The organism is Dactylosporangium vinaceum, from assembly GCF_019904175.1.
Lineage (GTDB): Bacteria > Actinomycetota > Actinomycetes > Mycobacteriales > Micromonosporaceae > Dactylosporangium > Dactylosporangium vinaceum.
In genome coordinates, this window is the sequence record NZ_CP061913.1 from 10,076,316 (window position 1) to 10,101,272 (window position 24,957).

Genomic DNA, 24,957 nt, shown 5'->3' on the forward strand with positions numbered 1-24,957 from the left:
CGCCTACTGGACGCCAACTGCGACGCGCAACACGATACCGGCGGGTAACTTATGGAGCATCGCTCTCTTGACGTGAGCGCGACATTGTGAGTATCCCAGGCGCCCGGATCGGCTACGGTGCGGCCCGTGTCCGAGAATTCGTCCTGGTGGCTGCTGCTGCCGTGCGGGATCGTCACCATCGCGTTCACGGTGGCCGTCCTCACGATCGTTCTGGTGGTACGCCGCGTGCGTCGCACAGTCCCGAAGACCTTCGGGAGCAGCGGTGGCCACACCGCCTCCTCCAGCCCGCTCGACTCGAACTGGGTCCCCGGGCCGGCGGCGACGGATTCGTACTCCGGTGACCACTCGTCCTCGTCGGGCTCGTCGCACGAGCACTGGCAGAGCCATGGTCACACGGTGCACCACCACGACCCCGGCTCCTCCTGGAGCGACTCGGGCTCATCCTGGAGCGACTCCGGCTCGTCGTCATCGAGCGACTCCGGGTCGTCCTCCAGCAGCGACTCGGGCTCCTCGTCGAGCTCGGACTCCGGGTCGTCCTCCTCCAGCAGCTCCGACTGACGGCTGCGAGACTGGCCCGATGCACACCGAGGTGATCACCGTCCGGACCGGCTCCCGCCCCGTCGTGCGGGACATCACGCAGGAGGCGGCCCGGTTCGTCGCCGACCAGGGTGACGGCCTGCTGCACGTCTTCGTCCCGCACGCGACGGCCGGGGTGGCCATCATCGAGACCGGCGCGGGCAGCGACGACGACCTGCTCACGGCGCTCGACGACCTGCTGCCGACGGACGAGCGCTGGACGCACCGCCACGGCTCCCCCGGACACGGCCGCGACCATGTGATGCCGGCGTTCGTCGCGCCGTACGCCACACTGCCGGTGATCGGTGGCCGGATCGCGCTCGGCACCTGGCAGTCGGTCTGCCTGGTCGATCCGAACGGCGACAACGCCACACGGCAGGTCCGCTTCAGTTTTGTCCGGGGATGACAGGATGAGTCCGTGATCGAGCGCCGAGTCGCCGTCGTCTTCCTCGTCGACCCGCAGGGCCGGGTGCTCATGCAGCACCGGGACCTCCACGCCAAGGTCTCCCCCAACCAGTGGGCCATGCCCGGCGGCAAGATCGAGGACGGGGAGACGCCGGAGGAGGCGGCCCGCCGCGAGGTGCGCGAGGAGACGGGGCTGGACGCCGGGGACATCAGGCAGTACCTCGTGCGCACCCGCCCTTCGGTGACGACCGCCGACGGCGAGGTCGAGATGCACGTCTTCTACGGGCCGACCGACGCCACGCAGGCCGACATCGTGCTGGGCGAGGGCCAGGCGATGGTGTTCCTCACACCCGAGGAGGCGCTGGCGCGCGACCTGGGGGTCACCGCGGCCCTGTTGCTGCCCGTGTTCCTGGGCTCACCCGAGTACCGGGCGCTGGCCGACCGGTAAGCGGTGGGTCGGCTAATTGGCCGGTTTCCGGCAGTGCCGCGGTTACAAGTGGCATCCGATGACCGTTTTCGGCCATGCTGTCGAGCGTGACCACCCCTCAGGATCTCGACGAGCGGTTCCGTGCCGAGCTCGCCGGGCTCGTCGCCGCGGCGTCCGCGCGGGACCTCGACGAACCCGTCCGCGAGGACACCGCACTCACCGGCGAGCAGGCCCGCGCACTCTACGACGCCCAGTCGACGAGCCGCCACCTGGACCTGGCCGCCCGCTGGCTGCGGAGCTTCGACGCCGGGTACTACACCATCGGCTCGTCGGGGCACGAGGGGAACGCCGCCGTCGCCGCCGCGCTGCGCCCGACCGACCCGGCCCTGCTGCACTACCGCTCGGGCGGGTTCTACTGCATGCGGGCCTCTCAGGTGGCCGGCAGCGACCCGATCCGCGACGTGCTGCGGGGCATCGTCGCCTCGGCCAAGGAGCCCATCGCCGGCGGCCGGCACAAGGTGTTCGGCCACGCCGACCTGCACGTGGTCCCGACCACCTCGACGATCGCCTCGCACCTGCCGCGGGCCGTCGGCGTCGCCTACGCGCTCGGCCGCGGCAAGCGCCTCGACCCGCCCGGCGGCGGCCACGGCTGGCCCGCCGACGCCATAGTCGTCTCCTCCTTCGGCGACGCCTCCATCAACCACGCGGCCGCCACCGCCGCGTTCAACACCGCCGGCTGGTGCGACCACATCGGCCTGAAGCTGCCGCTGCTGTTCGTCTGCGAGGACAACGGGCTGGGCATCAGCGTGCGCACGCCCGACGGCTGGGTGGCCGCGGCGCTCGGCAGCCGCCCCGGGCTGCGCTACTACACGGCCGACGGGTGCGACACGGCCGCGACCTACGACCGGGCGGCCGAGGCGGCGGCGTGGGTGCGCCGCTACCGGCGCCCGGCCGTGCTGCACCTGACCACCATCCGGCTCATGGGGCACGCGGGCGCGGACGCCGAGATGGCCTACCGCTCCCCCGTGGAGATCGCCGCCGACCTGGCCCGCGACCCGCTCGTGCGCACCGCCCGGATGCTCGTCGAGGCCGGGGTGGCCACCCCGGCCGAGCTCATGACCCGCTACGACGAGATCGGCTGGGAGGTCCGCCGGATCGCCGAGGAGGTGCTCGGCGAGCCGAAGCTCGCCAGTGCGGCCGAGGTCACCGCCCCGCTGGCCCCGCGCCGGCCGGTGCGCGTGTCCCGGGCCGTCGCCGACGCGGCCGCCCACCTCGCCGCGGCCGACCAGTCGGAGACGGCCGAGGAGCACAGCGGCGAGCTCGACGACAACCTCGAGTTCACGCCGCTGTCCGCGGCGGCCGACACGGAGGAGTGGCCCGAGCCCGAGCCGTCGCCCGCGCCGGCGGCCTCGATCCGGCCCGTGTCCGGTACCCCGCGCAACAACAACAACGGCCACGGCACCCCGGGGACCCGCCTCGCCGCGTTCGCCGGGAAGCTGCCGGAGAAGGCCGGCCCGCTCACCCTGGCCCAGACCATCAACGCCGCGCTCACCGATGCGATGCTCGCGTACCCCCAAATGGTCGTCTATGGCGAGGACGTCGCCGCGAAGGGCGGCGTCTACGGGGTCACCAAGGGGCTGCGCGACCGCTTCGGCGCGACGAGGGTCTTCGACACCCTCCTGGACGAGACGAGCATCCTCGGCCTCGGGCTCGGCGCCGGCCTGGCCGGGATGCTGCCGGTCCCCGAGATCCAGTACCTCGCCTACCTGCACAACGCCGAGGACCAGCTCCGCGGCGAGGCGGCCACCATGCAGTTCTTCTCGCAGGGCGCCTTCCACAACCCCATGGTGGTGCGGGTCGCCGGGCTGGCGTATCAGCTGGGCTTCGGCGGGCACTTCCACAACGACAACGCCCTGGCCGTCCTGCGCGACATCCCCGGCCTGGTGGTGGCCGCGCCATCCCGGCCCGAGGACGCCGCCCCGATGCTGCGCACCTGCCTGGCCAGCGCGGTCGTCGACGGCAGCGTGTGCGTGTTCCTGGAGCCGATCGCGATGTACCACACCCGCGACCTGCACCGCGACAACGACAACTGGTGGCTGGCGGACTACGCCCCGCCGAGCGAGTGGCCGGCCATCCACGCGCCGATCGGGCGGGCCCGCGCCTACGAGGGCGGCCCCAACGACGACCTGACAATCATCACCTTCGGCAACGGGGTGCGGCTCTCCCTGCGCGCGGCCAACCGGCTCGCCGCCGAGGGGATCACCGCCCGGGTGGTCGACCTGCGCTGGCTGTCACCCCTGCCCGTCGGGGACATCATCAAGCACGCCTCCGACACCGGCCGAGTGCTCATCGTCGACGAGACCCGCCGCTCGGGCGGGGTCGGCGAGGGCGTCATCGCGGCGCTCGTCGACGGCGGGTACGTCGGCGTCGCCCGCCGGGTCGCCGCGGTCGACTCGTTCGTGCCGCTGGGACCGGCCGCGAACCACGTACTGGTGTCCGAAGACCAGATCATTCAGGGCGCCCGGTCACTGCTGGCCCGGTAATCTGGACTATCAACTTTTCGATCGCATCGGTGCGCCACTTGCGTTGACGGCCCGTACTGTGTGGACTACGCGCTAACAAGTGGTTGTTGCGACAGGAGGCAGTGGACAGTGAACGCGACCGCGGGTCAGGCCGAGGTGAAGAGCCTGGCGGACCGGTTCGGAGTCGAACCGGGCATGGTCGTTATGGAGATGGGGTACGACGACGACGTCGACCAGGATCTCCGCGACGTCCTGATCGACCGGTGCGGGGACCTGGTTGACGAGGAAACCGACGAGGTAGTCGACGTGGTGCTGCTGTGGTGGCGCGACGACGACGGCGACCTGGTTGAAACCCTCATCGACGCCCTCGGCCCGCTGGCTGACAACGGCGTGGTGTGGCTGCTCACGCCGAAGGCCGGCCGCCCCGGCCACGTCGAGCCGAGCGATATCAACGAGTCGGCGCCCACCGCGGGGTTGCAGCAGACCTCGACGATCAACGCGGGCAAGGACTGGACCGCGGCCCGGCTGGTTGCGCCCCGCGCCGCCCGCTCGCGCCGCTGACCTCGGGCTCCGGCCTCAGGGTTTCGGTCTTTCGGGCCTTCGGGCCCCTAGGCTTTCCGGCCGCGCCGGTCGTCAGGCGCGGCCATTCTTTCGTGCGCTGCTCGTCCTTCGGGCACCCGTAGCCCCGGCCCTCAAGCGGTCGGCTGGGGCGTGGGCTTCTTCGAGGTCGGTGCGGTCGACGGCGGCTTCGAGCTCCAGCCCGAGCTCGACGTGCTCGGCTGCGGGGCCTTCGTCGTCTTCGTGTTTGTCGGCCCGCTGCCCGGCTGCCAGCCCTCCGGCATGAACAGGCGCACCTGGGTGAACGAGGCGTCCGCCGTCTTCCCCGTCAGCGTGAACGCGCCCAGGTCCACCTTGCCCTGGGTCAGCTGGTCGTCCGACACCGGCCCGAGCGTCACCCCGTTGACGTAGGCGCTCAGCTGGTTGCCCTCCACCTTGAACGCGACGAACGGCTCGGTCACGCCGTCGGCCGGCTTGATCGGCCAGTCCTTGAGCAGGTCCTTGTCCCCCGGCAGATCCTTGTACAGCCGATAGAGCCGGACATGGTTGTCATCGCAGAGCCCGAGGGTGTACCCGTGGTCGCCGGTCCGCAGCCACATGCCCGCACACCCGGCGTTGACCTTCACCTTGGCCTCGATGCTGCCGTCGGTCATGGGCACGTCCAGCGGCGGCTTGAGCGTGCAGCCGGTGAGCCCCGGCGCGGCCTCCGTGGTGACGCGCAGCCGTCCGTTGCCGGTGTCGCAGCGGCCGCCCTCGGACTCCTGCTGCGACTTCCACAGCTGGTCGACCGAGCCGAGCCCCTGGTCGCGCCAGCCGTTGGGGACCCACGCGGGCTCGTCCTCCCGGGTGTACGCCGGGATGGTCTTCACGCCGTCGGCCGCCTGGCTCTGCTGCGGGGTGCTGCTCGGACCGTCGCCGGCCTGGTTGTCGGTGCGGTCGCGGTTCTGGAAGACCACGTAGCCGGTCAGGGCCAGCGCGATGACCAGGATGCCGATGAGCACGGGGACGGCCCAGTTGCGGCTCGCGCTCGGTGGGGGCGGGGCCTCCTCGCGCGGGGCCGGGGCGTAGACGGCCGGCTGGGCGCTCGGGGAGACGTACGCCTGCGGCGGCGGGGACTGGGGGACGTACGCGGGCGGCACCATGCGCGGCGGCGCCGGGGTGGGCACCGCCTGCGGCGCCGGGTTCATCGGGCGGAGGCGCTGGGTGGCCTGCTGGTCGGCCGGGCCGCTGACCGGGCGGTTGCCGGGGTGCTGGTATGCGGCTGGGCTGACGGGGACGCCGCTGACCGGGGCCTGGTTGTGGCCGGCCGGGCTCTGCGGCACCGTCGGGTAGGCGCCGGCGTGCTGCTGGAAGGCCGCGGGGCTGACCGGGACGCCGCTGACCGGGCCGCCGATCGGGGTGCCGCTGACCGGGGCCGGGTTCTGGGGCACCGTGGGGTAGGCGCCGGGCTGCTGCTGGAAGGCGGCCGGGCTCATCGGGGCGCCGCTGACCGGGGCCTGCTGGGCGGCCTGCTGCGCTTGGGCGGCCTGCTGGGCTTGGGCTTGTTGGGCTTGGGCTTGTTGGGCGTTGGCGTGGGCTTGCTGGGCCTGCGCCTGAGCTTGCTGGGCCTGTGCGGCTTGAGGTGATCCTTGCGGCCACATGGGCCCCGGTTGACCGACGGCGGCGCCGTTGGCGGGGGCCGGCTGCTGGTTCTGGGCCGGGCGGGACACGTTCACCCAGGCGCGCAGGCTGCCCTCGGCGACGACGAGCTCCGGCTGCTCGATGACTGTCGGGGCGAGGCCGAGCTCCTTCTGCAGGAGGGTGGCGACGAGGGGCACCCGGCTGGAGCCGCCGACCAGGAACAGCCCGGCCAGCTTCTCCTTCTCCATCTTGCCCCAGCGCATGACCGCTGCGGTGGTGCGGACGGTCTGCTCGAGCAGCGGCCGCGCCTTCTCCTCGAACTGCTCCCGGGTGATCGTGACGTCGGCCGCGGCGATCGGGACGTGCAGGGCCGCGCTGGCGCTGCGGGACAGCATCTCCTTGGCGATCCGGGCGTCGTCCCAGAGCATGCGCCGGTGCCGCCGGTCCTCGGTGGTCTGCGGGTTGTCGAGCCGCGCCCACACCTCGGGGTTCTCGAGCTGCGTCCGCGCGTGCTCGACCACCAGCGCGTCGAGGTCGAGCCCGCCCAGGTCGTCGATCCCGTCGACGGCCCGCACGTCGAACCCCTCCCCCGACCGGCTCACGAGGCTGGCGTCGAACGTGCCACCGCCGAAGTCGTAGACGAGGAGCCCCTGGTCACCGGTCAGCGGCTTCTGCAGTACCCCCGCAAAATAATGGGCGGCGGCAACCGGCTCGGGCATGAGGGCCGGCTGGGGCAGCCCGGCGAGCTTCGCACCCTCCACGAGCGCCAGCCGCCGCGACACCCCCCAGGCCGCCGGGTGCGTCAGCGTGAGCTCCGCCACGGGCCCGCCGGCCACCCGGACCGCCTCGGTCCGGACGTGCCCGAGCACCGCCCCGATGAGCGTGGGCACCGTCAGCTCCCGCTCCCCGAGCAGCACGGTCCCGTCATCGATGCGCCGCTTGGGGCTCCCCTCGAACCGCGCCGGGTCCACCCGCGCCGCGTGCAGGGCATCCCGCCCGACCAGCAGCACCCCGTCGGTCTGCGCAAAGACAGCGGACGGCAACAGCGGCGACCCGTCGAACAACAACGGCCGCACCCTCCCATCCGGCCACGCCAATAGCGCAACCGTGTGGGAGGTTCCAAAATCGATGCCGAGCCGCGGCCCTGCTGCCATGCGGGCGAGTGTAGGCCCCCGGTACGACAGCTGGCATATTCGAGGGTATGACAGTGGATGTCGGAGATCCGGCACCGGACTTCCAGCTGCGCGACCAGAACAACCAGGAGGTGACCCTGGCCTCGTTCCGCACCCGGAAGGCCGTCCTCCTGGTCTTCTACCCCCTGGCGTTCACGGGCACCTGCCAAGGTGAGCTGACCGCAGTACAGTCCGACCTGGATGCCTTCCAGAACGACAAGGTCCAGATCCTCACGGTGAGCGTCGACTCCCCGTACGCCCACAAGGTCTGGGCCACCCGAGAGGGCTACACCTTCCCGATGCTCTCCGACTTCTGGCCCCACGGCGCCGTCGCCTCGGCCTACGGCGTCCTGAACGAGGCCAGGGGCTACGCCAACCGCGGCACATTCCTGATCGACCCGGAGGGTGTGATCGCCTTCAGCGAGCACCACCCGCCCTCCCACTCGAGGGACCTCTCCGTCTGGCAGGCCGCGATCACCGCCCTCTAGTGCCCTCCACCAACGTCGACGCCGGTCAGGTGGTGTGGACATCGCACCGGCCGGCGCCACGTATAGGAGGCGACGCCCGGCCCCGGTGGCTGTACCGTCATCAGCGCCGGGTTGGGTAACATCTCCGGTACCTATCTCTCGCCCGACGGTCGAGAGCGAGGGCGCGTAGCTCAGTGGGAGAGCACCCGCCTTACAAGCGGGGGGTCGTTGGTTCGAAACCAACCGTGCCCACCAGCAAGTTCTGCCCGTCCGGTTTTGTTTTTGCTGCCAGTTACGGCATCACTTACGGCAGTTGGCTCTTACGACAGCCAGCCGTCGAGCTTGTCGAGCGCCTTGCGCATCTCCTGAAGGTTGGAGTGCGCGTAGATCTTCAGGGTGAGCTTCACGTCCGAGTGGCGGGCGATGGCCTGGACGATGTGCGGCGGCACTCCCAGCTCCATGAGCACCGTCACGACGGTGTGGCGGAGGTCGTGGAGCCGGACGTCGGTGAGGCCGGCCCGCTCCCGTACGCCCGTGAAGTGTCGCGCCAGGTTGCGCGGCTCCATCGGGGTGCCGATCTCAGATGGGAAGACCAGCCCGTGCTCCTTCCAGCCCTCGGCCAGGTCCTTGCGCTCGTGGTCCTGAGCGGTCCGATGCCGGCGGAGGGTGTTACGGGTGATCTCGGGCAGCGGCAGGACGCTATCGGAACTTTCAGTCTTTGTGTCCTGAATGTGTAGCTTGCCACCGGCCCGCTGGACGGTCTTCTCGATCGTTATCGTCCCGTTGTCGAGGTCGATGTCCTGCCAGCGCAGTCCGAGCAGTTCTCCACGTCGAAGTCCCATCGTGGCGGCGACGACGTAGAGGGCGTACAGCCGGTGCCCCTGTGCCGCCTTCAGGAGCAACTTCATCTCGCCGACTGAGAGACCCTTGCCGATCTTGTAGCGAGGCGTGGTCACCTTGACCAGCGTGGCGACGTTCCGGGCCAGCAGCTCCTCGCGCATCGCGTGCTGGAGTGCGTTGCGGAGCACCGCGTGAACGTACTGGACCTGCCGGACGCTTGGAACGCGTCCGCAGCATGCGCCGACCGAACAGCAGCGGCCCTGCCGGTCCCACTCGTTCGCGCAGCACAGGCACTTCTGCTTCAGTCCGTCTAGGAAGGTGCGGACATGTTGCACCTGGAGCCCGGTCAGCCGCCGCCGGCCGAGCCCCGGGATGAGGTGCAGCCGGACAGCTCCCTCGTACCCCTCGGCCGTCTTGGGCCGGAGGCCGGACACGTAAACCTGCAGCCAGTAGCGCAGGTACTCCTCGACTTTCCAGGACCGGTCGGGCGCCGGAATGCCTCGGTGCGACTTCGCCTTGAGTTCGACGAGCCGCTCATGTGCCTCGTCCCAGGTCTTGCCGTACACCGTCTTGCGCTTCATGGAACCGTCGGTCGTCATGACGAATGCCGTACCGGCCCACGAGCCGTTCGGGCGTTGATAGATCGAGCCCTCGCCGTTCGGGTTCCGACCTTTCTGTTTGCTCATCGCTCCTCCTCCAGGAGCCGGGCGATCGCCTCATCGATCGCCGAGCGAGGAACCAGCCGGCGGCTGCCGATCTTGATCGACCGCAGCCGGCCGGTTCGGATGAGTTGGTAGGCCAGCGAACGGCCGATGCCGAGTTCGCGGGCCGCTTCTTCTACACGCAGCAACCTCTTCTCTCGTCGCGGCTCGGTGGTGCTCGTGCTCGCCTCCTCTCAGGTCGTGGGTTGTCCGCGTCAACGTCCGTCCGCCGTCCGTCCGTGCGCTGACATGCGCAGACGCGTGCAAGAGACGGACGGACGTTCAGTCGTCCGCGGACGACTTCCAGCGCCCGCGGGCCACCTGAGCGGCCCGGCCGTCCTGGACGTACTGCTGCAACCGGTCGTAGATCCATGTGCGCCTCATTCCGGTGAAGTGCATGAGTTCGGGGACGCTCAACCCGTCGCTCGGCGCGTCTCTGAGCGCCATCTGGAGCGTGATTTCGGGTTCGGTGACGACCTCGCCTTCGACGACGTCGTCCGCCTCGACCAGGGCGCCCTCAGACAGCCCGTCCAGCGGCGGCCGGCTCTCGGCGTAGCGGGCGGCCGTCGTCTGGACGTCTTCGTCGGTGACCAGGTAGCCGCGAGCACGTCTCGGCTGGGTGTGACCGTCGCCGAGGATGTAGAACTTGCCGGGCGCATCGAGGGTGTGCGCGTGCCAGCCGGCCGAGAGCATGCCTCGGTCGAGGATCAGGTCGACGTCTCGCCGCTCGCGGACGCGGAGGCAGATGCGGACGCTCATCTGTGAGCGCAGAGCTCCCCCACCCATGGACTTCTGGGTCGGCCGCTGGTTCGCGGTAAGAAGGGTCGTTGCCACCGCTCGGCCCCGCCGGGCGATGGACTCTGCAGCCTCGACCGCGCCGGGTGCCTGCTCGACCAACTCGGCGTACTCATCCACGACGATGACGAGAGCGGGTGCCTTCGGCGTGGGCTCCCAAACGCGAGCACCGGCGCGGCTCATTGCCTCGGCACGGGCGTCGAGGACGCGAACGCCATCGCGGAGCAGGACGGCCGCTTCCGCGGGCGTAGTGGCGAGCCTGGCGAGGCAGGATGCCCACGGACGCAGTTCCATGCCGCCCTTGAGGTCGATTCCCCAGAGCACGACATCGGGGCAGGCGGCGAGGTTGCCGAGGATGACGTTCAGCACGCCGCTCTTGCCCGCGTCAGTCGTGCCGCCGATAAGGATGTGCTTACGCAGCAACGAGATACGGACCGTTGCCGCATCCTCGAACACACCGAGTTCGATCGGATGGTTGATGGATTGGACGCTCGGTCCGCGCCACGGGATTGCGCCCGCGTGGGGGTCGGCTGCCAGCACCCGCATCATGAACCGGCCGGCGTGCGCTGGGTCGGGTTCGACGCGGACGGCGCCCGGTCGGGTGCCGAGCCCGGACTCGATGGCAGGGACGCGGCTCAGGACATCGGCGACGCTCTGGCCGTTGGCAAGGTGGAGCCGAGCGCGCCAACCCCAGATGTCGACCACGGCCGACATGACCCGCGAGCCGGCCAGCCCGATGTTCTCGGCGATGTCCGGCCACGCCTGGATCGCCCGGTCGACGCGGACCCGGGCACGCCTCCGTCGGTGAGTCCACCACGGCACGGCCAGTGCGACCGTGGCGGTGAGCAGGAGCAGCGGCAAAGGCTCGTGTGACGGTCCAAGGGCAGTGGCCGCGGTGAGCCAGCCGCCGGCTATGAGGGTGCCTACCGCGGCGTAGATGCGCTCTTCGGTTCGATCGATGTTCCACGGAAAGCTGCGTGTCAGCGTGAGCGCGGCGACGCCGACAGTCGCCGCGAAGAGCCACGGCACGGCATCGGGTTCCTGGGAGTGGAACACTGCTCCGCCCATGAACAGCGCCGTTGCTGTCGCGAATGGTGCGAGTTCGGAGCGGTACCGGAATAGGAAGCGGCCCAGCGCCAAGAGCAGGCTCGGCCGTTCGTCGAGCAGCAACAGTTGCCGACGATGCCTCCGGCTGAACGCCCTCATCGCTGAACCTCGTCACGGAGGTAGGTCAGCGCGTCGGGATCGCCGTCGAGAGCGGCGCTCAGCGTCGCTTGAGCGGCGGCGAGGAGGTTGGCGTGTTCGGTGCGGGCGAGCGTGAGGAGTTCGGCCTGGCGCTCGATCTCGGCGAGCAGCACGGGCACGTCGGCAACGGCGGTCCAGAGCGCCACGCGGGTGCCGCGCGTGACCGCCGCGTTGATGTGGGCGCGGACGGCGTCGCGGTCGACCGTTGGTGTGGGAGCTTCAGTCATCAGCGGGTCTGTGCCTCCTCTCGTTCGGCCGCCAACGTTCGACGGAGAGTGGTTGCCTTGGGGCCAGAGATGCGCAGCGCTGCGCGAAGAGCGTCACGGGTAATGGGCCGGCCGTTGTGCGTCGCGCGGTGTTCAGAGTCGGCTACGCGGGCGGCAGAGAGCAGGTCATCGTCGGTCCGGTCTTGGGCCGGGACCGGGGCCGGCGGTTGAGGCTTGGGCTCGTCTCCGGTCCGGACCGCATGCAGGTGTGCTGTCAGGCCCAGTACGGCTGCTGGAACGGCGCCCACGACTACGACGACGGGCCAGGTGACAGCGATGAGGCCGGCCGCTGCGGCGTGGTAAATGGCGTTGCCGAGGATGCTGGCGGTGATGGCGCCGATGGCGTTGGCGCGGGCGAAGCGGATGGCTCGTTGGGGACTGAGGCCGGCCAGCCAGACGCGGGCTGAGGTCATGGCGTAGGCGTCGATCGTGACCGGGAGCAGGATCGCGAGGCGCTCCGGCCATCCCGAGAGCAGGGCCAATCCGCGGAGGCCGGTGAAGCTGGCGACGGCTGCGGAGGTGGCGGCGATGAGCATGCCGGCCATGACCCAGCCGTCGCGGCGGGCGGTCACAGGTCCAGCCCCGAGAGGTAGTGGGCTGCGGTGGTGAGGAGTCGGGCGATGTTGGGGGCGATGGAGGATTCGGCGAGGAAGTAGCCGAAGAGGACGCACACGGCGATGTGCCAAATGGGCGTGTGGGTGTAGCGCCAGAGCAGGTACACGAGCAGTCCGAGGAGGAGGACGGCTGAGACCGAGATAGTCAGCGTGGGCTCCTTTCGCTAGTTGTTCGGGGTCGAAGAGTTGGGGCCGGGGCGGCGGTGGATCTGCCGTCCGGTGTGGCGGCGCTGGTAGCGGGTTCGGGCGCGGCACTTGCGGCAGTACGTCGGGTTGTCCCGGTCGAGCTGGGCGCCGCAGGGGCAGCGGTCTTCACCTTCGAGCGGGGTGGGTAGCGGCAACGTGGACAGCTCCTTTCGCTTGTAAACATGTACACCATGTTCAAGTTTAGACGTGTGCGGGGTACCGGTGAAGGTTCGTTGGATTTCGATGCCATAAGGATGGCGCACATCGACGGGACGTGTTCAGGGCATGGCTGGACGTATCGAAGATGTCTCCCATAGGGTGGGCAACTGCCGAGACGTCCTGTGACGGGGAGCCATGAAGAACGAACGCCTCCGCTCAGTCATGCTGGAACGCGGTGTGACGCCGGTGAATCTGGCCGACCATCTGGAAGTTGATCCGAAGAGCGTCGAGCGGTGGATCGCCGGCCGGACGCCGTACCGCCGGCATCGCTATGAGGTTGCGGCGCATCTCGGGGTGGACGAGGCGTATCTGTGGCCGGACGCGCGGACCCGTGACCAGGTCGCGAACGCGTCCGAGAGCGAGATCGTCACCATCTATCCGGCGCGGTGGGCAGTGCCGTCGGAGTTGTGGCGGAACTTCTTCGACAACGCTGAGCGTGAGATCGGCATCCTGGTGTACAGCGGGCTGTTCATCCCGGAGGACCAGGGCATTTTGCGGGCGATCCGGCGTAAGGCTGAGAACGACGTCAAGGTTCGCGTCCTGCTCGGCGACCCCGAGAGCGAGGAAGTCCGACAGCGCGGGGTGGACGAGGGCATCGACATGGACATGTCCGCGCGGTGCCGGATGGCGCAGGTCTTGTACTCGCCACTGCGCGAGATCGATGGCGTGGAGTTCCGCCTGCACCGCACGATCCTCTACAACTCGATCTACCGCGTTGACGACCAGGCGCTCGTTAACACCCACATCTACGGCACGCCAGCCTCCAACGCTCCGGTGATGCATCTTCGGCACGTCGAGGGCGGGGACATGGTTGGCACCTACGTCGAGAGCTTCGACCGCGTCTGGGAGACCGGCACACCACTGGAATGAGGTTCCGCTCTTGGCCCGCCGTATCGACTTCTTCGACGACCCTGCCGCTCCCCCGGCCAACAGCTTGGTCCCGTCCGCGAACGCGGTCGTGGTCAACGACGCCGGGGAGCTGCTGCTGATCCATCGCACGGACAACGACAACTGGTCGTTGCCGGGTGGGGCGATGGAGGCCGGCGAGTCGATGACGGACTGCGCGGTGCGGGAGACGTTCGAGGAGACCGGCATCCACGTCGAGGTCGTCGGCCTGGTCGGCATCTACACCGACCCACGACACGTCATCCTCTACACCTCGAATAACGAGGTACGGCAGGAGTTCTCCATCGTCTACATCGCTCGCCCGCTGGGCGGGGAGCCGACGCCGAGTGACGAGTCGCGGGAGGTCGTGTGGGTGGCGCCTTCCGCACTTAACGGCCTGACGATGCACCCGTCGATGCGGCTTCGGATCGAGCACTTCCTGACCCGCGCCGGGAAGCTGCACCTTGGATAGCGATTGGGTCAACGCTGCGGGCAGCGTCTTCTCCGCTCTCGGCACGGTCGGAGCCTTCGTTGTCGGCTTCGTACTGCTGAGGCGGGAGCAGAACCGCGAAGCGGAGCGGGCCGAGGATGAGCGGCGCGGCCAGGCAGCACGGATCAGCGCGTGGATCGAGGAGTACCGGAAACCGAACGACGCCCGTGAGCTGGCATTTCACATCCACAACGCCAGCGAGATGCCGATCTACGAGGTTGAGCTCCCGATGCCGGAGGGCGGCGACACGGAGTTCGTCGGGCTGGTCCCACCTGGGCAAACCGTCCGTCGACCAGCGCCGGAGTCGTGGCGCCGCTCATACGTCGAGCCGGAACCCGTGGAGATCGAGTTCCTGGACAGTGCCGGGCGCCGCTGGACGCGCAACGAGCAGGGCCGGCTGACATCAGCGGCCGAGAGCGGCCAGAACCCGGTCCGTTGACGCTTGGAGTTGCGGTCTCGCCTCCGTGAGCGAGCGAGTGACGAGGTGCCCGTCGCCGTAGCGTTCGAACGCCTCTGCCAGCCGCTGGTCCAGGTTGACCGGAGTACCCGTGGGGCTCGTCGTCATGTCGCAGAACGTCAGTGCGTCGAGCAGGAAGTCGGCCGGGCTCGGGAACTCCCTGTTGAGATCGTCGGCCAAGTCGCGGTTGCGGGCCTCGATCAGCGCGCAGGAGTGATTCGCGACCAGGCGGATCAGGCGCTCGTCGGCATGTTCGACGTCACGGAGATAGCGGGCACCGTCGAGCGGGTGGAAGCCGGCTTTGACCAGGTCTGGGGCATAGCCGATGTCGTGCAGCCAAGCCGCGCAGATCAGCAGTTCGGCGTCGTCGCCGGCGATGTGGGCGATGTCCTCGGCGGTGTGCCCGACGCCTTGGACATGCGCCCACCTTGTTGGCAGCGGCTCGGCCAGGAGACGGCGTGCCAGGTCGACGGCCCACGGAACATGTTCCACATGTCCGAGACTAAAGCCTGTCGATCACTGGGGCTTCACGTACCGACCCTTGCCCTGCACCGACACGGTGACGTCCTGCAGCGCCGCGAGGGCCTGCCGTGCCGTGCCGCGGGCGACCCCGTATCGCGCGACCAGGGCAGACTCACTCGGCAGGATCGCGCCGGCCGCTAGTTCTCCGGACTCGATCTGCTCCCTGAGTGCGGCTGCGATCTTCTGGTACTGGGGTTGGATCGGCTGAGCAGGCTTATCCGGATCTGCGACCAGCCGACCTCGTCCCGGGCGGGTGACGATCAGCCCTTCCTCGGCGAGCTGGTCCAGGGCGCGCCGGACGGTATTGCGAGCGACGCCGTACTCGGCGACTAGAGCAGCTTCCGACGGCAGGGCGGCGCCAGGCTTGAACTCATCGGAGGCCAGCCTCATGCGCAGCGCTTCCGTGATGCCTCTGTAGGCACCCCAAGCCGTTGACCGCATGCCGTCCTTCCTCATGTGCCTCGCTGGTCGTCAGTCTGGCAGCCCCTCGACGGCGATGCCGCTACCGGCCGCCCTCGCGACCAGATCAGCCAGCCGTCCGGCAACAGCCGGGGTCAGGTGTCCGACCTCCACAACGGGCGTCCCGTCATGACCAATCGCAGCCTGGAGCAGGGGAAACTCCAGACCGACGTCGAACCCGGCATCCTCCAGCGCCAACGCCAACGCGTCCGCACTCTGTTGTGCCTCGGACATGTCTGCCTCGCTCTCGCAAGCCGACATCGCACGTGGGCGGACCGACTGGTCAAGGCGTGTCGTCATCGCCAGCCTGTCCCGAGACGTCCCCGGCTCGGCACCACGTTTGAGGGACGTCTAGGGACTTCTTGACTAGAATCGGCTGCATTCGATGCTCTGCGGGAGGTTGACGTGCGGCATCCACTCACCCGGGCACTGGCCGGCGCTGGGCTCGACGGCCTCGACGTCGCTTCCCGTCTCGGCGTCGACCCCAAGACCGTCGACCGCTGGTTCGCCGGCCGCGTGCCGTACCCGCGCCATCGCAATGCGCTCTCCCGCCTGACCGGCTGGCCCGTTGCCGACCTATGGCCTGATACTGCTCCACGGGAGACACAGCAGGCCACGGACGAGGTCGTCACCACGTACGCCAACCGCAGCCTGGTACCAACGGATACTTGGCGCCGCCTCTTCCGCAGCGCCGAGCAGGTGATCGACATCGTGGTGTACAGCGCGCTGTTCATCCTGGAAGACCCCGTCGTACTCCGCGCCATCGCAACCAAGGCCAGAGCCGGTGTACCGGTCCGGATCGCCTTGGGCGACCCACACGGCATACACGTTGCCAGGCGTGGCACCGATGAAGGACTCGATGATGCGCTCGCCGCCCGCATCCGCAACGCGTTCGTTCCGATCAAGCTCCTGACCCGCGCTCCAAACGTCCAGGTACGCCTGCACGACACGGTTCTCTACAACTCCATCTACCGGGCCGACGACGATGTGTTCGCCAACATCCACGTCCAGGGCACTCCCGCCGCGTATGCGCCGGTGCTGCATCTACACCGCGAGCAGCCAGATGGCATGACCAAGGTCTACCTCGACGCCATTGAGCGCGTTTGGACCTCAGCTCGCCCGCTTGGCTGACCGCGATCGGTAGTGCCGGCTGAATTTCGGCTGGACTAGCTGGGTCTGCCCGCACAGCCTGGCCCCATGGTTGGTCCACACCCGGCAGTACTCGATCTCGTGTTGATGAGCCCGCAGCATCGCTGGGTCAATTTCTTCTTCGACCTGAGCACGGTACGCCTCGAAGAAGCCGTGAAAGTCCAACTCGTCATCTTCCAGCTTAACGGAGACCTTCGCGAACTTCTCGGCGATATCCTCGACGACTCTCTCACGGAATCGGACGCTCCTGATGTGCAGCGTCAGGTAGTAGCACACACGAAGCGATACCAGGTAGCGCAACTCAATGGATGCGCAATTTCCGCAAGCGTGCGACGCGTCTTCAACACCGCGATCCATGACTCAAATCATCTCCCTAAGCAGACGAGCAGCTTGCAACTGCGCCCTCTGCTGAGGATTCCGATTTGCGTCACGGTGCGGAACCTCCGCGTGCGAGACGTCTGCGGACGGCAAGGACGTCCAAGCATGTCGCCTTCGCATTCGATCCCAAACTACTTGCCACAACTCCCTTGTAGCCACACGGATCCGCTTTTAGAGTCGAGACCATGATGAACAGCTACGAACCCCTCTATCTCCAGCTTGCCGATCTCCTGCGCGAACGGATTGTCAACGGCGTTTACCCTGTCGGCAGTCCACTTCCATCCGAGCAAGCACTCTGTAATGAGCACCAACAAAGCCGAATGACCGTTCGTCGCGCTTTGGCCGTCCTACGCGATGAAGGCCTCATTACGAAAAGGCGAGGAGCCCCGTCGACCATCCGGCCACGAGCGGCGCGAAAAGTGCTTTCACTCCACGGAGACCAGCGCCTGATAAGCCGTATGCCAAGCCGACAGGAGCGAGTCCTACTAAGCATCGATCCCGGCGTTCCGGTCCTCGAAGTACGCGAAATAGACGGCACCAAGAAACTTTTTGCGGCCGATGAGGTCGAGGTCGTAACCACCGCACAAACCCGCTGATGCACAACCAGAACTCCAAACATGCAACAACAAGGCGCGCCTAGAGCGCGCACAAACTGAGCGTTCGAGGTGGCGAGCGTAATCGCGATGATCTACCAGCGTCAGGTTAGCGAGCGCCACACTGCATAGGCTTGCAAATTCGGCCCCACCCGCGAACACGCCCCTCAGACTCCGTCTGACTGCCGACGCGCTCTGCCGAAGCACATGCCGCTGCTGCGGCGCACGTCTAGATCCTGCGTTCCTCATGTCTGTCAAGTGACCACCCCCGTCACGTGCAGCTAGTGGGCACCCACCAGTGTTACGCACAGCTACGGTCGTACACGCCATGCAGCTGCGACGCGCGCCGGGCGTAAACTCCACAAAAGGGCTTGCCGGCCAGCCCGTGGCCGGTCCAGACCCGGGACGGCCCGATCGCGTCGCGAGCACATGGAGGTCTTGTGCCAGAGTTCGAAGTTAAGGTCGACCCGAATCACACGGACCTTGCCGAACTCTGCTCAATGTACTGGGCAACCAACGCTGACGGTTCCTTCACGCACACCGTCAAGGCTGTTGCAGATCGATATGAACACCCGCCTCAGAGAGTCAGCAAGATCGTTAGCGAGGCATGCTTTGCAATCTCAACTAGCCGGCGATGCGGTGGGTGCGACAAGGGGTTCGTATACCGCTCCCGGTCGGATTGGAACGCGGGTGCACGCTACGCACTCCAGAGCTGTCGAACATGCATCGAGGCCGAGAAGCGGCAGGAGAACGAGAAGCGCGAAAGGGCCAACGCAGCTAAACGCGCAGCAGTGAATGAAACTTTCGGGACGATTGATGGCGGAAACGTTCCCGTCGCCAAGGATCTCGACCTGCCAATAGCACTTACTCTAGCGGCAGCCTTCGAAGACGCGGAGGAGATCTTCAACGGAGTCACCGCCGCCATCGTTGATCGAAATGATCGATTGACACCGACACACGACCTTGATTTCAAGCTTATCGAAATGATAATCAATAAAGGCCTGCTTCAAGTTCACCCATCTTCAACCCTAGATGCTTTTGGCTGGCAAGAGGATGGAACTCCGAACGGCAATTTCTTTCCCATGCTGGCATCGTACTACCTACCTGGCGAAGGCGACGTTGCTGCACGAACTCAAGCCTATCTTGCAAGCTTTGCCGAGGTTTGCTCCAGAGAGAATTGGCCAGACCACTGGGTTGACCAGTTCTCTGAGTTCTGGTTCGACATTGCAACCGCCGAATGCGAGGCCTACCTCGTCGAGGCCCTCCGAGGGTACGGCCTTGAATTCACGCCCGGCCAAAAGACGCAAGATGTTCTTCGGCGCGGCCTCAAATGGTATTCAATAGGCCAAATGTACTACTTCATATGGCGAGCAGCCCGCGACAGTGCAGCCTACCACGCAAAAGGAACGGTCCGCGCCAAGCAGGCAGCCAACAGTGCGGTAACCCGAATCGCATCAGACATAGATCGCGCATATGCCCAGGGTTGGCAAGTGAGCACATATCAGCGAATCTCCCAACTGCCACTATCAACACTGTCCCACATATTATTCTCACGCGCATTAAATCTCGATAACCCGATGTCATATTCGCCCGTGGACCTGCCCGTCAGGCGTGCGGGAATGGAACTCGCGTGGCACAAGATCAATTCCGAGGCCTTCGAACGCCTCATTTTTCAGCTAGTCGTTGAGACAGATGGATATGAAAACGTCGAATGGCTAATGCATACCAATGCCCCTGACCACGGTCGCGACGTAAGTGCAATCCGCCTACGCCGCGACCCTTTAAGCGGCCACAGTTCACAACGCGTCGCCATCCAATGCAAGCACTGGCTCACTCGACCCGTTCGAGACACCGATGCGAACCAGGCGATCGTCAGTATTGGGCACTGGCAGGACCCGCCATTTGACGTCCTAGTAATCGCGACCAGTGGTCGATTCACAGCCGACGCAGTCTCATGGATCGAACGGCACAACGCTCGCGGCGGGCGTCCGAGTATCGAGGTGTGGAACGATGCGCGCCTAGAATTCCTACTAAACGAGCGAGCCCACCTTATTAGAGCTTATGAACTCCGCTAGTCGAATCGATACACCTTATACGCGGCATTTAGGGGATGCGATGAGCATTGTTTCGGAGACCAAACGAAGTGTAATTCACGTTCTTCCAAATTTGCTGCATTCCCTTCCACCTGGAGCGTCAATTAGGCTTCACGCAATTAGTCTCACCCAAGACACTGAAGCACGGATTGTTGACAAGCCAAGCCTGAAGCCAGTGGTCGATGAAGCCCTGAAGCTGCGAAGAGAATATCGTGTTCCTTTCTGGGAAGCCGTTCTTCTCATCGCTAGGCGTGATTCAATTGAGGTAGACGCAGTCCTGGAGGCTGCTAATCACCATCAGCCAATGGAAGCTTTTAAAAACATCGACTTGGTCGCAAATTCAGTAACGCCAGAAACGCTCGACGGCCTAATTACATCTCTGGAAAGCAATCAGGTGCTTACATTCTCGTCGCAGATCACCTTGATTGACGGATCGACGATCCACATCCCGATGCTGGACTTCCGCATTCGCCCGAATCCGGAAAACCTGAATCTTGCTACGATGATTGTAGATCACGCGGGACTGTCAGGACATATCTTCGATTCTGGAAACTCGTACCACTTCTATGGTACGAGCACCGTGGATGGAGCCGCAGGGCTTGCCAACTTTCTCGGCAAATTCTCGCTCTTCGCACCCTTCGTTGATCAGCGGTGGATCGCGCACCAGCTTATCGAAGGAGCATGCGCCCTAAGAATTTCACGAGGTAAAAACTTCGCGGAGCCGCCACGGCAAGTGCGTTATGTAGCAACTCCTGGTTCTAATAGAACAGCCCTTGGAAGCTAAACTTGCGAACGACTTGCTCCGTCCACAACTTGGATGCGCGATCATTGAATTCCGGATTGATCCGGCGGCCCACAACTACAACCGCAAGGACGTCGGCGCCGGCATTCTGCAGCGCAGAGGCGGCGCTCTGACTCCGAGAGCCAGTTGTGTAAACGTCATCGAATAGGAGTACCTTGGCGCCAGCTACGTCGATGTTTGGGACGTACGCTTCATCGCTCATGACCCTGTGGTTAAGCGGCACAGCGGTCCGCTGCAAGGGACGCATGAGATTTTTTTCTAGACCAGCACCCGCTAAAACCGACTCGAACGGATGGGGGACGCGGCCATTCGACGACGGAACGACCACGACAGCGTCCCATTCACCCACCACGTATTCAAGTGGGTTGCTTGATTCGGTTAATGCCGTTCGAATAATTGCCGCGAGTCCTTCAGAGAACCTTGGAACGTACTCCTCAGCGTTCGGCTTGTAGTATTTCAGCCAATCCCGCAGCGTCGAGGGCTTACTGTAAAGAGAAATTGGAACCACCGATGTGCACGGCTGAGATAGATGCTGGAAAACCTGACTGCAATTGTCGCAAAACTTTTCATCTATCGGACGCCAGCTTCTACACATCGGGCAGCAGTCCGCCGTCAGCGACGGACAGTGAACCAGAAGGCCCTCCAGGTAAGTCCTGCTGTACTGTTGATCATTTGTCACCATTACCCCTCCCCCAGCACCTCCAAGACTCCCTCAGTGGAATCTACCATTGAGACGAGCGAATTTTGGGCAAACGTCTTGATCCATCTCTGGTGCCGGAAAGACGGCTCCCAGAGCAGAACCTTTCTGCCCTGTTGGATCGCAAAATCGGCCTCTGTCCTTGTGCCACTGCGCTCTCCCGCTTCCACGATGACGGACGCGAGCGAAAGTCCGCTGATGACCGAGTTGCGCAGTACAAATGAACTTTTGCTCGGCGGAGAGCCTGGCCTAAATCGCGAAATTACTGCTCCGTTTCCAGGAATCAACTTGGCCACGCTGGCATCAGTCTCCTTACTCGGCGGATGATCGATGCCGGTGGCGACGACGGCTAAAGTCCGTCCGCCGGCCATTATCGCACCTTGATGCGCTGCGGCATCAATTCCCCGAGCAAGCCCGGACACGACGGTAACGTTCGACGACGCGAGATCAGCGGCGAGCTTATTGGCAATGCCGAGTCCCAACTCGCTGGCATCCCGGCTTCCGACTATAGCGATCGATCTAGAATCTGACGGTTGAAGGCTCCCTGCAACGAAAATGAAGGGCGGGCGACCGAAGGCCTGCCTCAGATTTTGTGGATATTCCCTATCTGTAACCGCAATGAACTTCGCTGGGTTGTCGCGCTTGGCCAAGGCTGCTAGTTTGCGCTCCCAATACTTAAGCCTAGCCGGATCGATAGCGGAACGCAGATATGGCATCAGACCCGAACGGCAATCATCGTCCATGTAGCTGTCTGTGATCAAAGCTTCTGGACCGCCACAGCTCTCCAGCGCCGTCGAGAGATCGCGCCAGTCCGCTGGAACCACCTCGGTGGCGGCAAGAATTGCTGCCTGGGCGGCGTTGGAGTAGGTCATGTCGTTAGGATATCGGAAGGGTACGACATTTTATCGCCCTGCTAGGTACATCGCTCTGCGTACAAGCCGAACTGCCGCATGCGCGGATACCCCAAATTCAGGGTTTGCTAGGAACTTCCAATCTCGCCGGTCGGCGTCAGAAACACCGCCTCCGAGAAGATCTTCAATGGTGCTGGTCTCGTAGATGCGCCTGGCAGTTCCTTCCGAACCAGGTAGCGGAATAATCGGCAACTGGAGTTTCTGCGCCGTCTCGACTTCTGTTTTCGTTGTCGTACCGCCACCCAATACGAGCATGGCTCTACAGTTCGGGAATAGCTCAGCACGAAGCTCGTCAACTTCCTTCGACGCGTATACAGCGGTGCCGGCACGCTCCGGCAATGGCGGCGGAGGACTATGACTCTCCCTGAAATGGAATCCGATCCTAGAGGGGTTGTATTTGCCGATCGCGCGCAATGTATATGCGAACGGAAACGATACGGCAATCCCCGCGGCGCCGCCGAATGAAGCAAGTTCAATTGGATCGTCGAGGTCGGCGAGCATGTGCCCGATCGTCTTACCGAGGGCCTTCACGGAGTCGAGATGACCCGCTCCACTTCCTGCAATGAATAACAGTGGAGGTCGCGTCCTCCGAACGAGTTGTTCCATTAGGGGCGTCAACTCGCTGTAATTCGAGATTTCACATACAGCAACACCGGATGCTTCCAGATCTCGGACCTTCAGGGCATGAAGACGTTCGTCTGTAGTCGCGCTCGGCTTGCGCAAGACCGTGAAATGCTCAGACGCGGTGGTTGCCATTGACCGCGCCAAACGAAGAAGGATGTCAACATTGGGGTCTGTAAAGCTAAATCCCAGGAACAGAAAGGTCCGGGTCAGGTACGTCGCCCGCAACGACGACCACATACGCGGATGCTTCTGTTCATAGGATTCATAGTCACTGCGAGTGATTACAGGCCTGGCGAGCCACGTCTTAGGATTACTGACGGAAAAACTGCCGTGCATTTTTGTGATACGACGCCGTGCTGGAATTCGACGTAGTTGAAGGTCGGATTCGGTCGCTATAACCCTGGCTTCCGGCATCACCTCTTCAAGAAGTGTATCGTAGTTTGTAGTCCAGATATCGTCGATCGGAAGTGCGGCTAAGGACTTATGGCCAAGCGTCGGCAAGTATGGTCGCGTGGTCATTTGCGACCGAATCTCGTCGTCCAGCGTGTCCCGCCCGCCAGGTACCCCGCTCACGTAGTATTGGGCAACAAGGGGCAAATCGGTCACATCGTCCGGAATGTCACCCTTGAGTCGGGCCTCTGCGAGCAAACTCCCCCAGCCCGGATAGCCAGCATCCTGTGATAGTCCCGCGCCGACGAACAACGAAGCGTTGCCACTCAGGGCGGCCTCGCCGTACTGATCAAGTAGGTCACGGACGGAAATTGGCATGGTGGAAGGCTAAACGTTGAGGCCCTCCAGCTGGCGGGCGGCACACGACGTCGTTCGCTATGTAGTTGCGTTCTCACCTCTCCGTGAGGCGGGTTTGGTTGCTGCCGTGCATCCGCGCAGGGTGCGGCAACGCTGCCGGCCCCCGTGGCAGGGGAGTCGTACGACCTCAGACTGCGGGGTCCACGCAACCTAGTTCGATTCAGCGGCCGAACGTCGGCATACAGCGAGGCCTGCATGCGAGCCGGCACACGGCCGGACATCGACCGCCAACCGTGTTGTGCGAGAGCCGACCACTTACGACAACGCTTACGGCAACCGCCGCGCACAGCGCTGCACAGCGCGGACCAACGGCGGCCAGCCCATCCACGTCACGAACGTAGACGGACGCTGGTGGACGGAGCGGGCAGAACTTACAAGCGGGGGGTCGTTGGTTCGAAACCAACCGTGCCCACAGGTTCACTGCGCCTTCGGCGCGGCGGGGGTTCCCACCCGCAGCCCCCATGGCCGCGTCGCGGCCACTGACCAGCGCGGAGCGCGGTCAGCTCACCGGCTCCCTCGGCACCGTCGAGTGTTCGGCTTCGAGGCTGGACGAGTCACTGCCCTGCAGCCGATCCGGCGGCCGATAGGATGACTGCTATGAGCGCAGGTAGCGTTGGCCGGCACATGCCGCCCGTCATCACGCTCGATGACCTTGCTGCGATGATCGCCGAGGACCCGCACGGGCATCGGTATGAGATCAGCCCTGAGGGAGCACTGTCGGTTGTGCCACCGCCCGACTCCGAACATGCCGCAATCGCCAGCCGGCTTCTGGTCTGGCTCGCGATGGCCGGGTGGCCCGCAGAGCAGATCCTGCAGGTGGCCGGCATCCGGATCGCCGGTCCGAACGGCGAGGGTGCCCGGATACCCGACCTGACGCTCTGGTCGAAGCCGCAACCGCGTGGCGTCTGGCTTGCCCTTACCGACTTGCTGCTGGTCATCGAGATCGTGTCGCCGGGTTCCGAAGCCATTGACGAGATGGTGAAGCGCCACGAATACGCGGCTGCTGGGATCCCCCGCTACTGGCTGGTCGATCGGGACCCCGCGTTGACTGTCACGCAGCACCAGCTCGGTCGGTCCGGCGAATACGGGGTAGCCACCAAGATGCCGCTGGCCTGGCTCTTGAACACCGCACCGGCCGACCATCTGGACTGAACTCCCGCCTTACGACAACACTTACGACAACCGCCACGGACCAGCGCGGTCGGGCACGGCCTGCGCTGGACTGTTGTTGCACGCCCGAGACATCCGCGGACGGCGCTGGACGGGGTGAGCAGAACTTACAAGCGGGGGTTCCTTGGTTCGAAACCAACCGTGCCCACTGGTTCACTGCGCCTTCGGCGCGGCGGGGGTTCCCACCCGCGGCCCCCATGGCCGCCGCCGCGGCCACCGACGAGCGCAGAGCGCGGTCAGTGCACCAACCCTCAGCCCTTTCGACGGTGCACTGCGCCGATGCCGGACGCGGCCACTCCTCACGACC

Annotated in this window: 28 protein-coding genes and 1 tRNA gene; 15 read left to right on the plus strand and 14 right to left on the minus strand. The window is 65.5% G+C overall.

The window, feature by feature from the left end:
* Nucleotides 1-126: 126 nt before the first annotated feature.
* The 5 genes from Dvina_RS45220 (at nt 127) to Dvina_RS45240 (ending at nt 4,491) form a co-directional block, all read left to right on the plus strand.
* Complete coding sequence (locus Dvina_RS45220; RefSeq protein WP_223097410.1) at nt 127-558, plus strand: hypothetical protein; 432 nt, start codon at nt 127-129, stop codon at nt 556-558.
* 19 nt (nt 559-577) lie between these two features.
* Entirely contained in the window at nt 578-982 is a 405-nt protein-coding gene (locus Dvina_RS45225) for a YjbQ family protein (protein ID WP_223097412.1), read from the plus strand.
* Nucleotides 983-994: 12 nt separating this feature from the next.
* The gene (locus Dvina_RS45230; RefSeq protein ID WP_223097414.1) at nt 995-1,429 is read left to right on the plus strand and encodes an NUDIX hydrolase; all 435 of its coding nucleotides are present in this window, start codon (nt 995-997) and stop codon (nt 1,427-1,429) included.
* 74 nt (nt 1,430-1,503) lie between these two features.
* Nucleotides 1,504-3,951 carry a transketolase C-terminal domain-containing protein gene (locus Dvina_RS45235; RefSeq protein ID WP_223097416.1) on the plus strand — a complete coding sequence of 816 codons (2,448 nt, stop codon included), beginning with the start codon at nt 1,504-1,506 and terminating at the stop codon, nt 3,949-3,951.
* 108 nt (nt 3,952-4,059) lie between these two features.
* Nucleotides 4,060-4,491, plus strand: coding sequence for a DUF3052 domain-containing protein (locus Dvina_RS45240; RefSeq protein ID WP_223097428.1), 432 nt, complete (start codon nt 4,060-4,062; stop codon nt 4,489-4,491).
* A 131-nt stretch (nt 4,492-4,622) separates the two neighbouring features.
* Here the strand turns inward: Dvina_RS45240 and Dvina_RS45245 are convergent, their stop codons facing one another.
* Entirely contained in the window at nt 4,623-7,175 is a 2,553-nt protein-coding gene (locus Dvina_RS45245) for an Hsp70 family protein (RefSeq protein ID WP_246655741.1), read from the minus strand.
* A 134-nt stretch (nt 7,176-7,309) separates the two neighbouring features.
* On the opposite strand from Dvina_RS45245, the gene Dvina_RS45250 reads away from it, so the two are divergent.
* Both Dvina_RS45250 and Dvina_RS45255 read left to right on the plus strand, forming a co-directional pair.
* Nucleotides 7,310-7,768: a peroxiredoxin gene (locus Dvina_RS45250; RefSeq protein WP_223097432.1), complete on the plus strand. Its 459-nt coding sequence runs from the start codon at nt 7,310-7,312 to the stop codon at nt 7,766-7,768.
* Between the two features lie 159 nt (nt 7,769-7,927).
* Nucleotides 7,928-8,002 (plus strand) — tRNA-Val (locus tag Dvina_RS45255).
* 65 nt (nt 8,003-8,067) lie between these two features.
* Here the strand turns inward: Dvina_RS45255 and Dvina_RS45260 are convergent.
* The 6 genes from Dvina_RS45260 to Dvina_RS45285 form a co-directional block, all read right to left on the minus strand.
* On the minus strand, nt 8,068-9,273 hold the full coding sequence (locus tag Dvina_RS45260) for a tyrosine-type recombinase/integrase (protein ID WP_223097434.1): 1,206 nt from the start codon (nt 9,271-9,273) through the stop codon (nt 8,068-8,070).
* Nucleotides 9,270-9,437: a helix-turn-helix domain-containing protein gene (locus tag Dvina_RS45265; RefSeq protein WP_223097436.1), complete on the minus strand. Its 168-nt coding sequence runs from the start codon at nt 9,435-9,437 to the stop codon at nt 9,270-9,272. The genes Dvina_RS45260 and Dvina_RS45265 overlap by 4 nt, the downstream gene beginning before the upstream one ends.
* Nucleotides 9,438-9,570: 133 nt before the next feature.
* Nucleotides 9,571-11,289 (minus strand): FtsK/SpoIIIE domain-containing protein, encoded by a 1,719-nt coding sequence (locus Dvina_RS45270; RefSeq protein WP_223097438.1) that lies wholly within the window; start codon nt 11,287-11,289, stop codon nt 9,571-9,573.
* On the minus strand, nt 11,286-11,555 hold the full coding sequence (locus Dvina_RS45275) for a hypothetical protein (protein ID WP_223097440.1): 270 nt from the start codon (nt 11,553-11,555) through the stop codon (nt 11,286-11,288). The genes Dvina_RS45270 and Dvina_RS45275 overlap by 4 nt, the downstream gene beginning before the upstream one ends.
* Nucleotides 11,555-12,166, minus strand: a complete 612-nt coding sequence (locus tag Dvina_RS45280; protein WP_223097442.1) for a DUF2637 domain-containing protein — start codon at nt 12,164-12,166, stop codon at nt 11,555-11,557. The genes Dvina_RS45275 and Dvina_RS45280 overlap by 1 nt, the downstream gene beginning before the upstream one ends.
* Entirely contained in the window at nt 12,163-12,315 is a 153-nt protein-coding gene (locus Dvina_RS45285; protein ID WP_246655742.1) for a hypothetical protein, read from the minus strand. Before Dvina_RS45285 ends, Dvina_RS45280 begins: the two co-directional genes overlap by 4 nt.
* Before the next feature lie 433 nt (nt 12,316-12,748).
* Between Dvina_RS45285 and Dvina_RS45290 the strand changes: the two genes are divergently transcribed.
* Genes Dvina_RS45290 through Dvina_RS45300 form a run of 3 tightly spaced genes read left to right on the plus strand, consistent with a single transcriptional unit; the run spans nt 12,749 to nt 14,427 of the window.
* A complete protein-coding gene (locus Dvina_RS45290) occupies nt 12,749-13,483 on the plus strand; it encodes an XRE family transcriptional regulator (RefSeq protein ID WP_223097444.1) in 735 nt (244 codons plus the stop codon).
* A 10-nt stretch (nt 13,484-13,493) separates the two neighbouring features.
* Nucleotides 13,494-13,970, plus strand: coding sequence for an NUDIX hydrolase (locus tag Dvina_RS45295; RefSeq protein ID WP_223097446.1), 477 nt, complete (start codon nt 13,494-13,496; stop codon nt 13,968-13,970).
* Entirely contained in the window at nt 13,963-14,427 is a 465-nt protein-coding gene (locus tag Dvina_RS45300) for a hypothetical protein (RefSeq protein ID WP_223097448.1), read from the plus strand. The genes Dvina_RS45295 and Dvina_RS45300 overlap by 8 nt, the downstream gene beginning before the upstream one ends.
* Here Dvina_RS45300 and Dvina_RS45305 read toward each other — a convergent pair.
* The 3 genes from Dvina_RS45305 to Dvina_RS45315 are packed head-to-tail and all read right to left on the minus strand — an operon-like array spanning nt 14,392 to nt 15,660.
* The gene (locus Dvina_RS45305) at nt 14,392-14,937 is read right to left on the minus strand and encodes an HD domain-containing protein (RefSeq protein ID WP_223097450.1); all 546 of its coding nucleotides are present in this window, start codon (nt 14,935-14,937) and stop codon (nt 14,392-14,394) included. The two genes, Dvina_RS45300 and Dvina_RS45305, sit on opposite strands and share 36 nt — an antisense overlap.
* Nucleotides 14,938-14,961: 24 nt before the next feature.
* On the minus strand, nt 14,962-15,423 hold the full coding sequence (locus Dvina_RS45310; protein WP_223097452.1) for a GntR family transcriptional regulator: 462 nt from the start codon (nt 15,421-15,423) through the stop codon (nt 14,962-14,964).
* 15 nt (nt 15,424-15,438) lie between these two features.
* The gene (locus Dvina_RS45315) at nt 15,439-15,660 is read right to left on the minus strand and encodes a hypothetical protein (protein ID WP_223097454.1); all 222 of its coding nucleotides are present in this window, start codon (nt 15,658-15,660) and stop codon (nt 15,439-15,441) included.
* A 171-nt stretch (nt 15,661-15,831) separates the two neighbouring features.
* Between Dvina_RS45315 and Dvina_RS45320 the strand changes: the two genes are divergently transcribed.
* Nucleotides 15,832-16,557, plus strand: a complete 726-nt coding sequence (locus tag Dvina_RS45320; RefSeq protein WP_223097466.1) for a phospholipase D-like domain-containing protein — start codon at nt 15,832-15,834, stop codon at nt 16,555-16,557.
* On the opposite strand, the gene Dvina_RS45325 is transcribed toward Dvina_RS45320, so the two are convergent.
* Nucleotides 16,537-16,932, minus strand: coding sequence for a hypothetical protein (locus tag Dvina_RS45325; protein ID WP_223097468.1), 396 nt, complete (start codon nt 16,930-16,932; stop codon nt 16,537-16,539). The genes Dvina_RS45320 and Dvina_RS45325 overlap by 21 nt on opposite strands.
* 206 nt (nt 16,933-17,138) lie before the next feature.
* Between Dvina_RS45325 and Dvina_RS45330 the strand changes: the two genes are divergently transcribed.
* The 3 genes from Dvina_RS45330 to Dvina_RS45340 all read left to right on the plus strand — a co-directional run bounded on the left by Dvina_RS45330 (nt 17,139) and on the right by Dvina_RS45340 (nt 20,423).
* Complete coding sequence (locus Dvina_RS45330; RefSeq protein ID WP_223097470.1) at nt 17,139-17,549, plus strand: GntR family transcriptional regulator; 411 nt, start codon at nt 17,139-17,141, stop codon at nt 17,547-17,549.
* 437 nt (nt 17,550-17,986) lie between these two features.
* Complete coding sequence (locus tag Dvina_RS45335; protein WP_223097472.1) at nt 17,987-19,621, plus strand: restriction endonuclease; 1,635 nt, start codon at nt 17,987-17,989, stop codon at nt 19,619-19,621.
* Nucleotides 19,622-19,814: 193 nt separating this feature from the next.
* Nucleotides 19,815-20,423, plus strand: coding sequence for a primase 1D-like protein (locus Dvina_RS45340; protein WP_223097474.1), 609 nt, complete (start codon nt 19,815-19,817; stop codon nt 20,421-20,423).
* Here the strand turns inward: Dvina_RS45340 and Dvina_RS45345 are convergent.
* The 3 genes from Dvina_RS45345 to Dvina_RS45355 are packed head-to-tail and all read right to left on the minus strand — an operon-like array spanning nt 20,398 to nt 23,441.
* Entirely contained in the window at nt 20,398-21,123 is a 726-nt protein-coding gene (locus tag Dvina_RS45345; RefSeq protein ID WP_223097476.1) for a ComF family protein, read from the minus strand. The genes Dvina_RS45340 and Dvina_RS45345 overlap by 26 nt on opposite strands.
* Entirely contained in the window at nt 21,123-22,010 is an 888-nt protein-coding gene (locus Dvina_RS45350; RefSeq protein ID WP_223097478.1) for a DNA-processing protein DprA, read from the minus strand. Before Dvina_RS45350 ends, Dvina_RS45345 begins: the two co-directional genes overlap by 1 nt.
* 30 nt (nt 22,011-22,040) lie before the next feature.
* Nucleotides 22,041-23,441 (minus strand): SIR2 family protein, encoded by a 1,401-nt coding sequence (locus Dvina_RS45355; RefSeq protein ID WP_223097480.1) that lies wholly within the window; start codon nt 23,439-23,441, stop codon nt 22,041-22,043.
* A 636-nt stretch (nt 23,442-24,077) separates the two neighbouring features.
* Between Dvina_RS45355 and Dvina_RS45360 the strand changes: the two genes are divergently transcribed.
* Nucleotides 24,078-24,632 (plus strand): Uma2 family endonuclease, encoded by a 555-nt coding sequence (locus tag Dvina_RS45360; RefSeq protein WP_223097482.1) that lies wholly within the window; start codon nt 24,078-24,080, stop codon nt 24,630-24,632.
* Nucleotides 24,633-24,957: the final 325 nt, after the last annotated feature.

Coding starts and splice junctions, on each gene's coding strand:
- Dvina_RS45225 (WP_223097412.1), top strand. CDS start 578: ATGCACACCGAGGTGATCACCGTCCGGACCGGCTCCCGCCCCGTCGTG.
- Dvina_RS45235 (WP_223097416.1), top strand. CDS start 1,504: ATGCTGTCGAGCGTGACCACCCCTCAGGATCTCGACGAGCGGTTCCGT.
- Dvina_RS45250 (WP_223097432.1), top strand. CDS start 7,310: ATGACAGTGGATGTCGGAGATCCGGCACCGGACTTCCAGCTGCGCGAC.
- Dvina_RS45260 (WP_223097434.1), bottom strand. CDS start 9,273: ATGAGCAAACAGAAAGGTCGGAACCCGAACGGCGAGGGCTCGATCTAT.
- Dvina_RS45270 (WP_223097438.1), bottom strand. CDS start 11,289: ATGAGGGCGTTCAGCCGGAGGCATCGTCGGCAACTGTTGCTGCTCGAC.
- Dvina_RS45275 (WP_223097440.1), bottom strand. CDS start 11,555: ATGACTGAAGCTCCCACACCAACGGTCGACCGCGACGCCGTCCGCGCC.
- Dvina_RS45290 (WP_223097444.1), top strand. CDS start 12,749: ATGAAGAACGAACGCCTCCGCTCAGTCATGCTGGAACGCGGTGTGACG.
- Dvina_RS45310 (WP_223097452.1), bottom strand. CDS start 15,423: ATGAGGAAGGACGGCATGCGGTCAACGGCTTGGGGTGCCTACAGAGGC.
- Dvina_RS45315 (WP_223097454.1), bottom strand. CDS start 15,660: ATGTCCGAGGCACAACAGAGTGCGGACGCGTTGGCGTTGGCGCTGGAG.
- Dvina_RS45325 (WP_223097468.1), bottom strand. CDS start 16,932: ATGGATCGCGGTGTTGAAGACGCGTCGCACGCTTGCGGAAATTGCGCA.
- Dvina_RS45330 (WP_223097470.1), top strand. CDS start 17,139: ATGATGAACAGCTACGAACCCCTCTATCTCCAGCTTGCCGATCTCCTG.
- Dvina_RS45345 (WP_223097476.1), bottom strand. CDS start 21,123: ATGGTGACAAATGATCAACAGTACAGCAGGACTTACCTGGAGGGCCTT.
- Dvina_RS45350 (WP_223097478.1), bottom strand. CDS start 22,010: ATGACCTACTCCAACGCCGCCCAGGCAGCAATTCTTGCCGCCACCGAG.
- Dvina_RS45355 (WP_223097480.1), bottom strand. CDS start 23,441: ATGCCAATTTCCGTCCGTGACCTACTTGATCAGTACGGCGAGGCCGCC.
- Dvina_RS45360 (WP_223097482.1), top strand. CDS start 24,078: ATGAGCGCAGGTAGCGTTGGCCGGCACATGCCGCCCGTCATCACGCTC.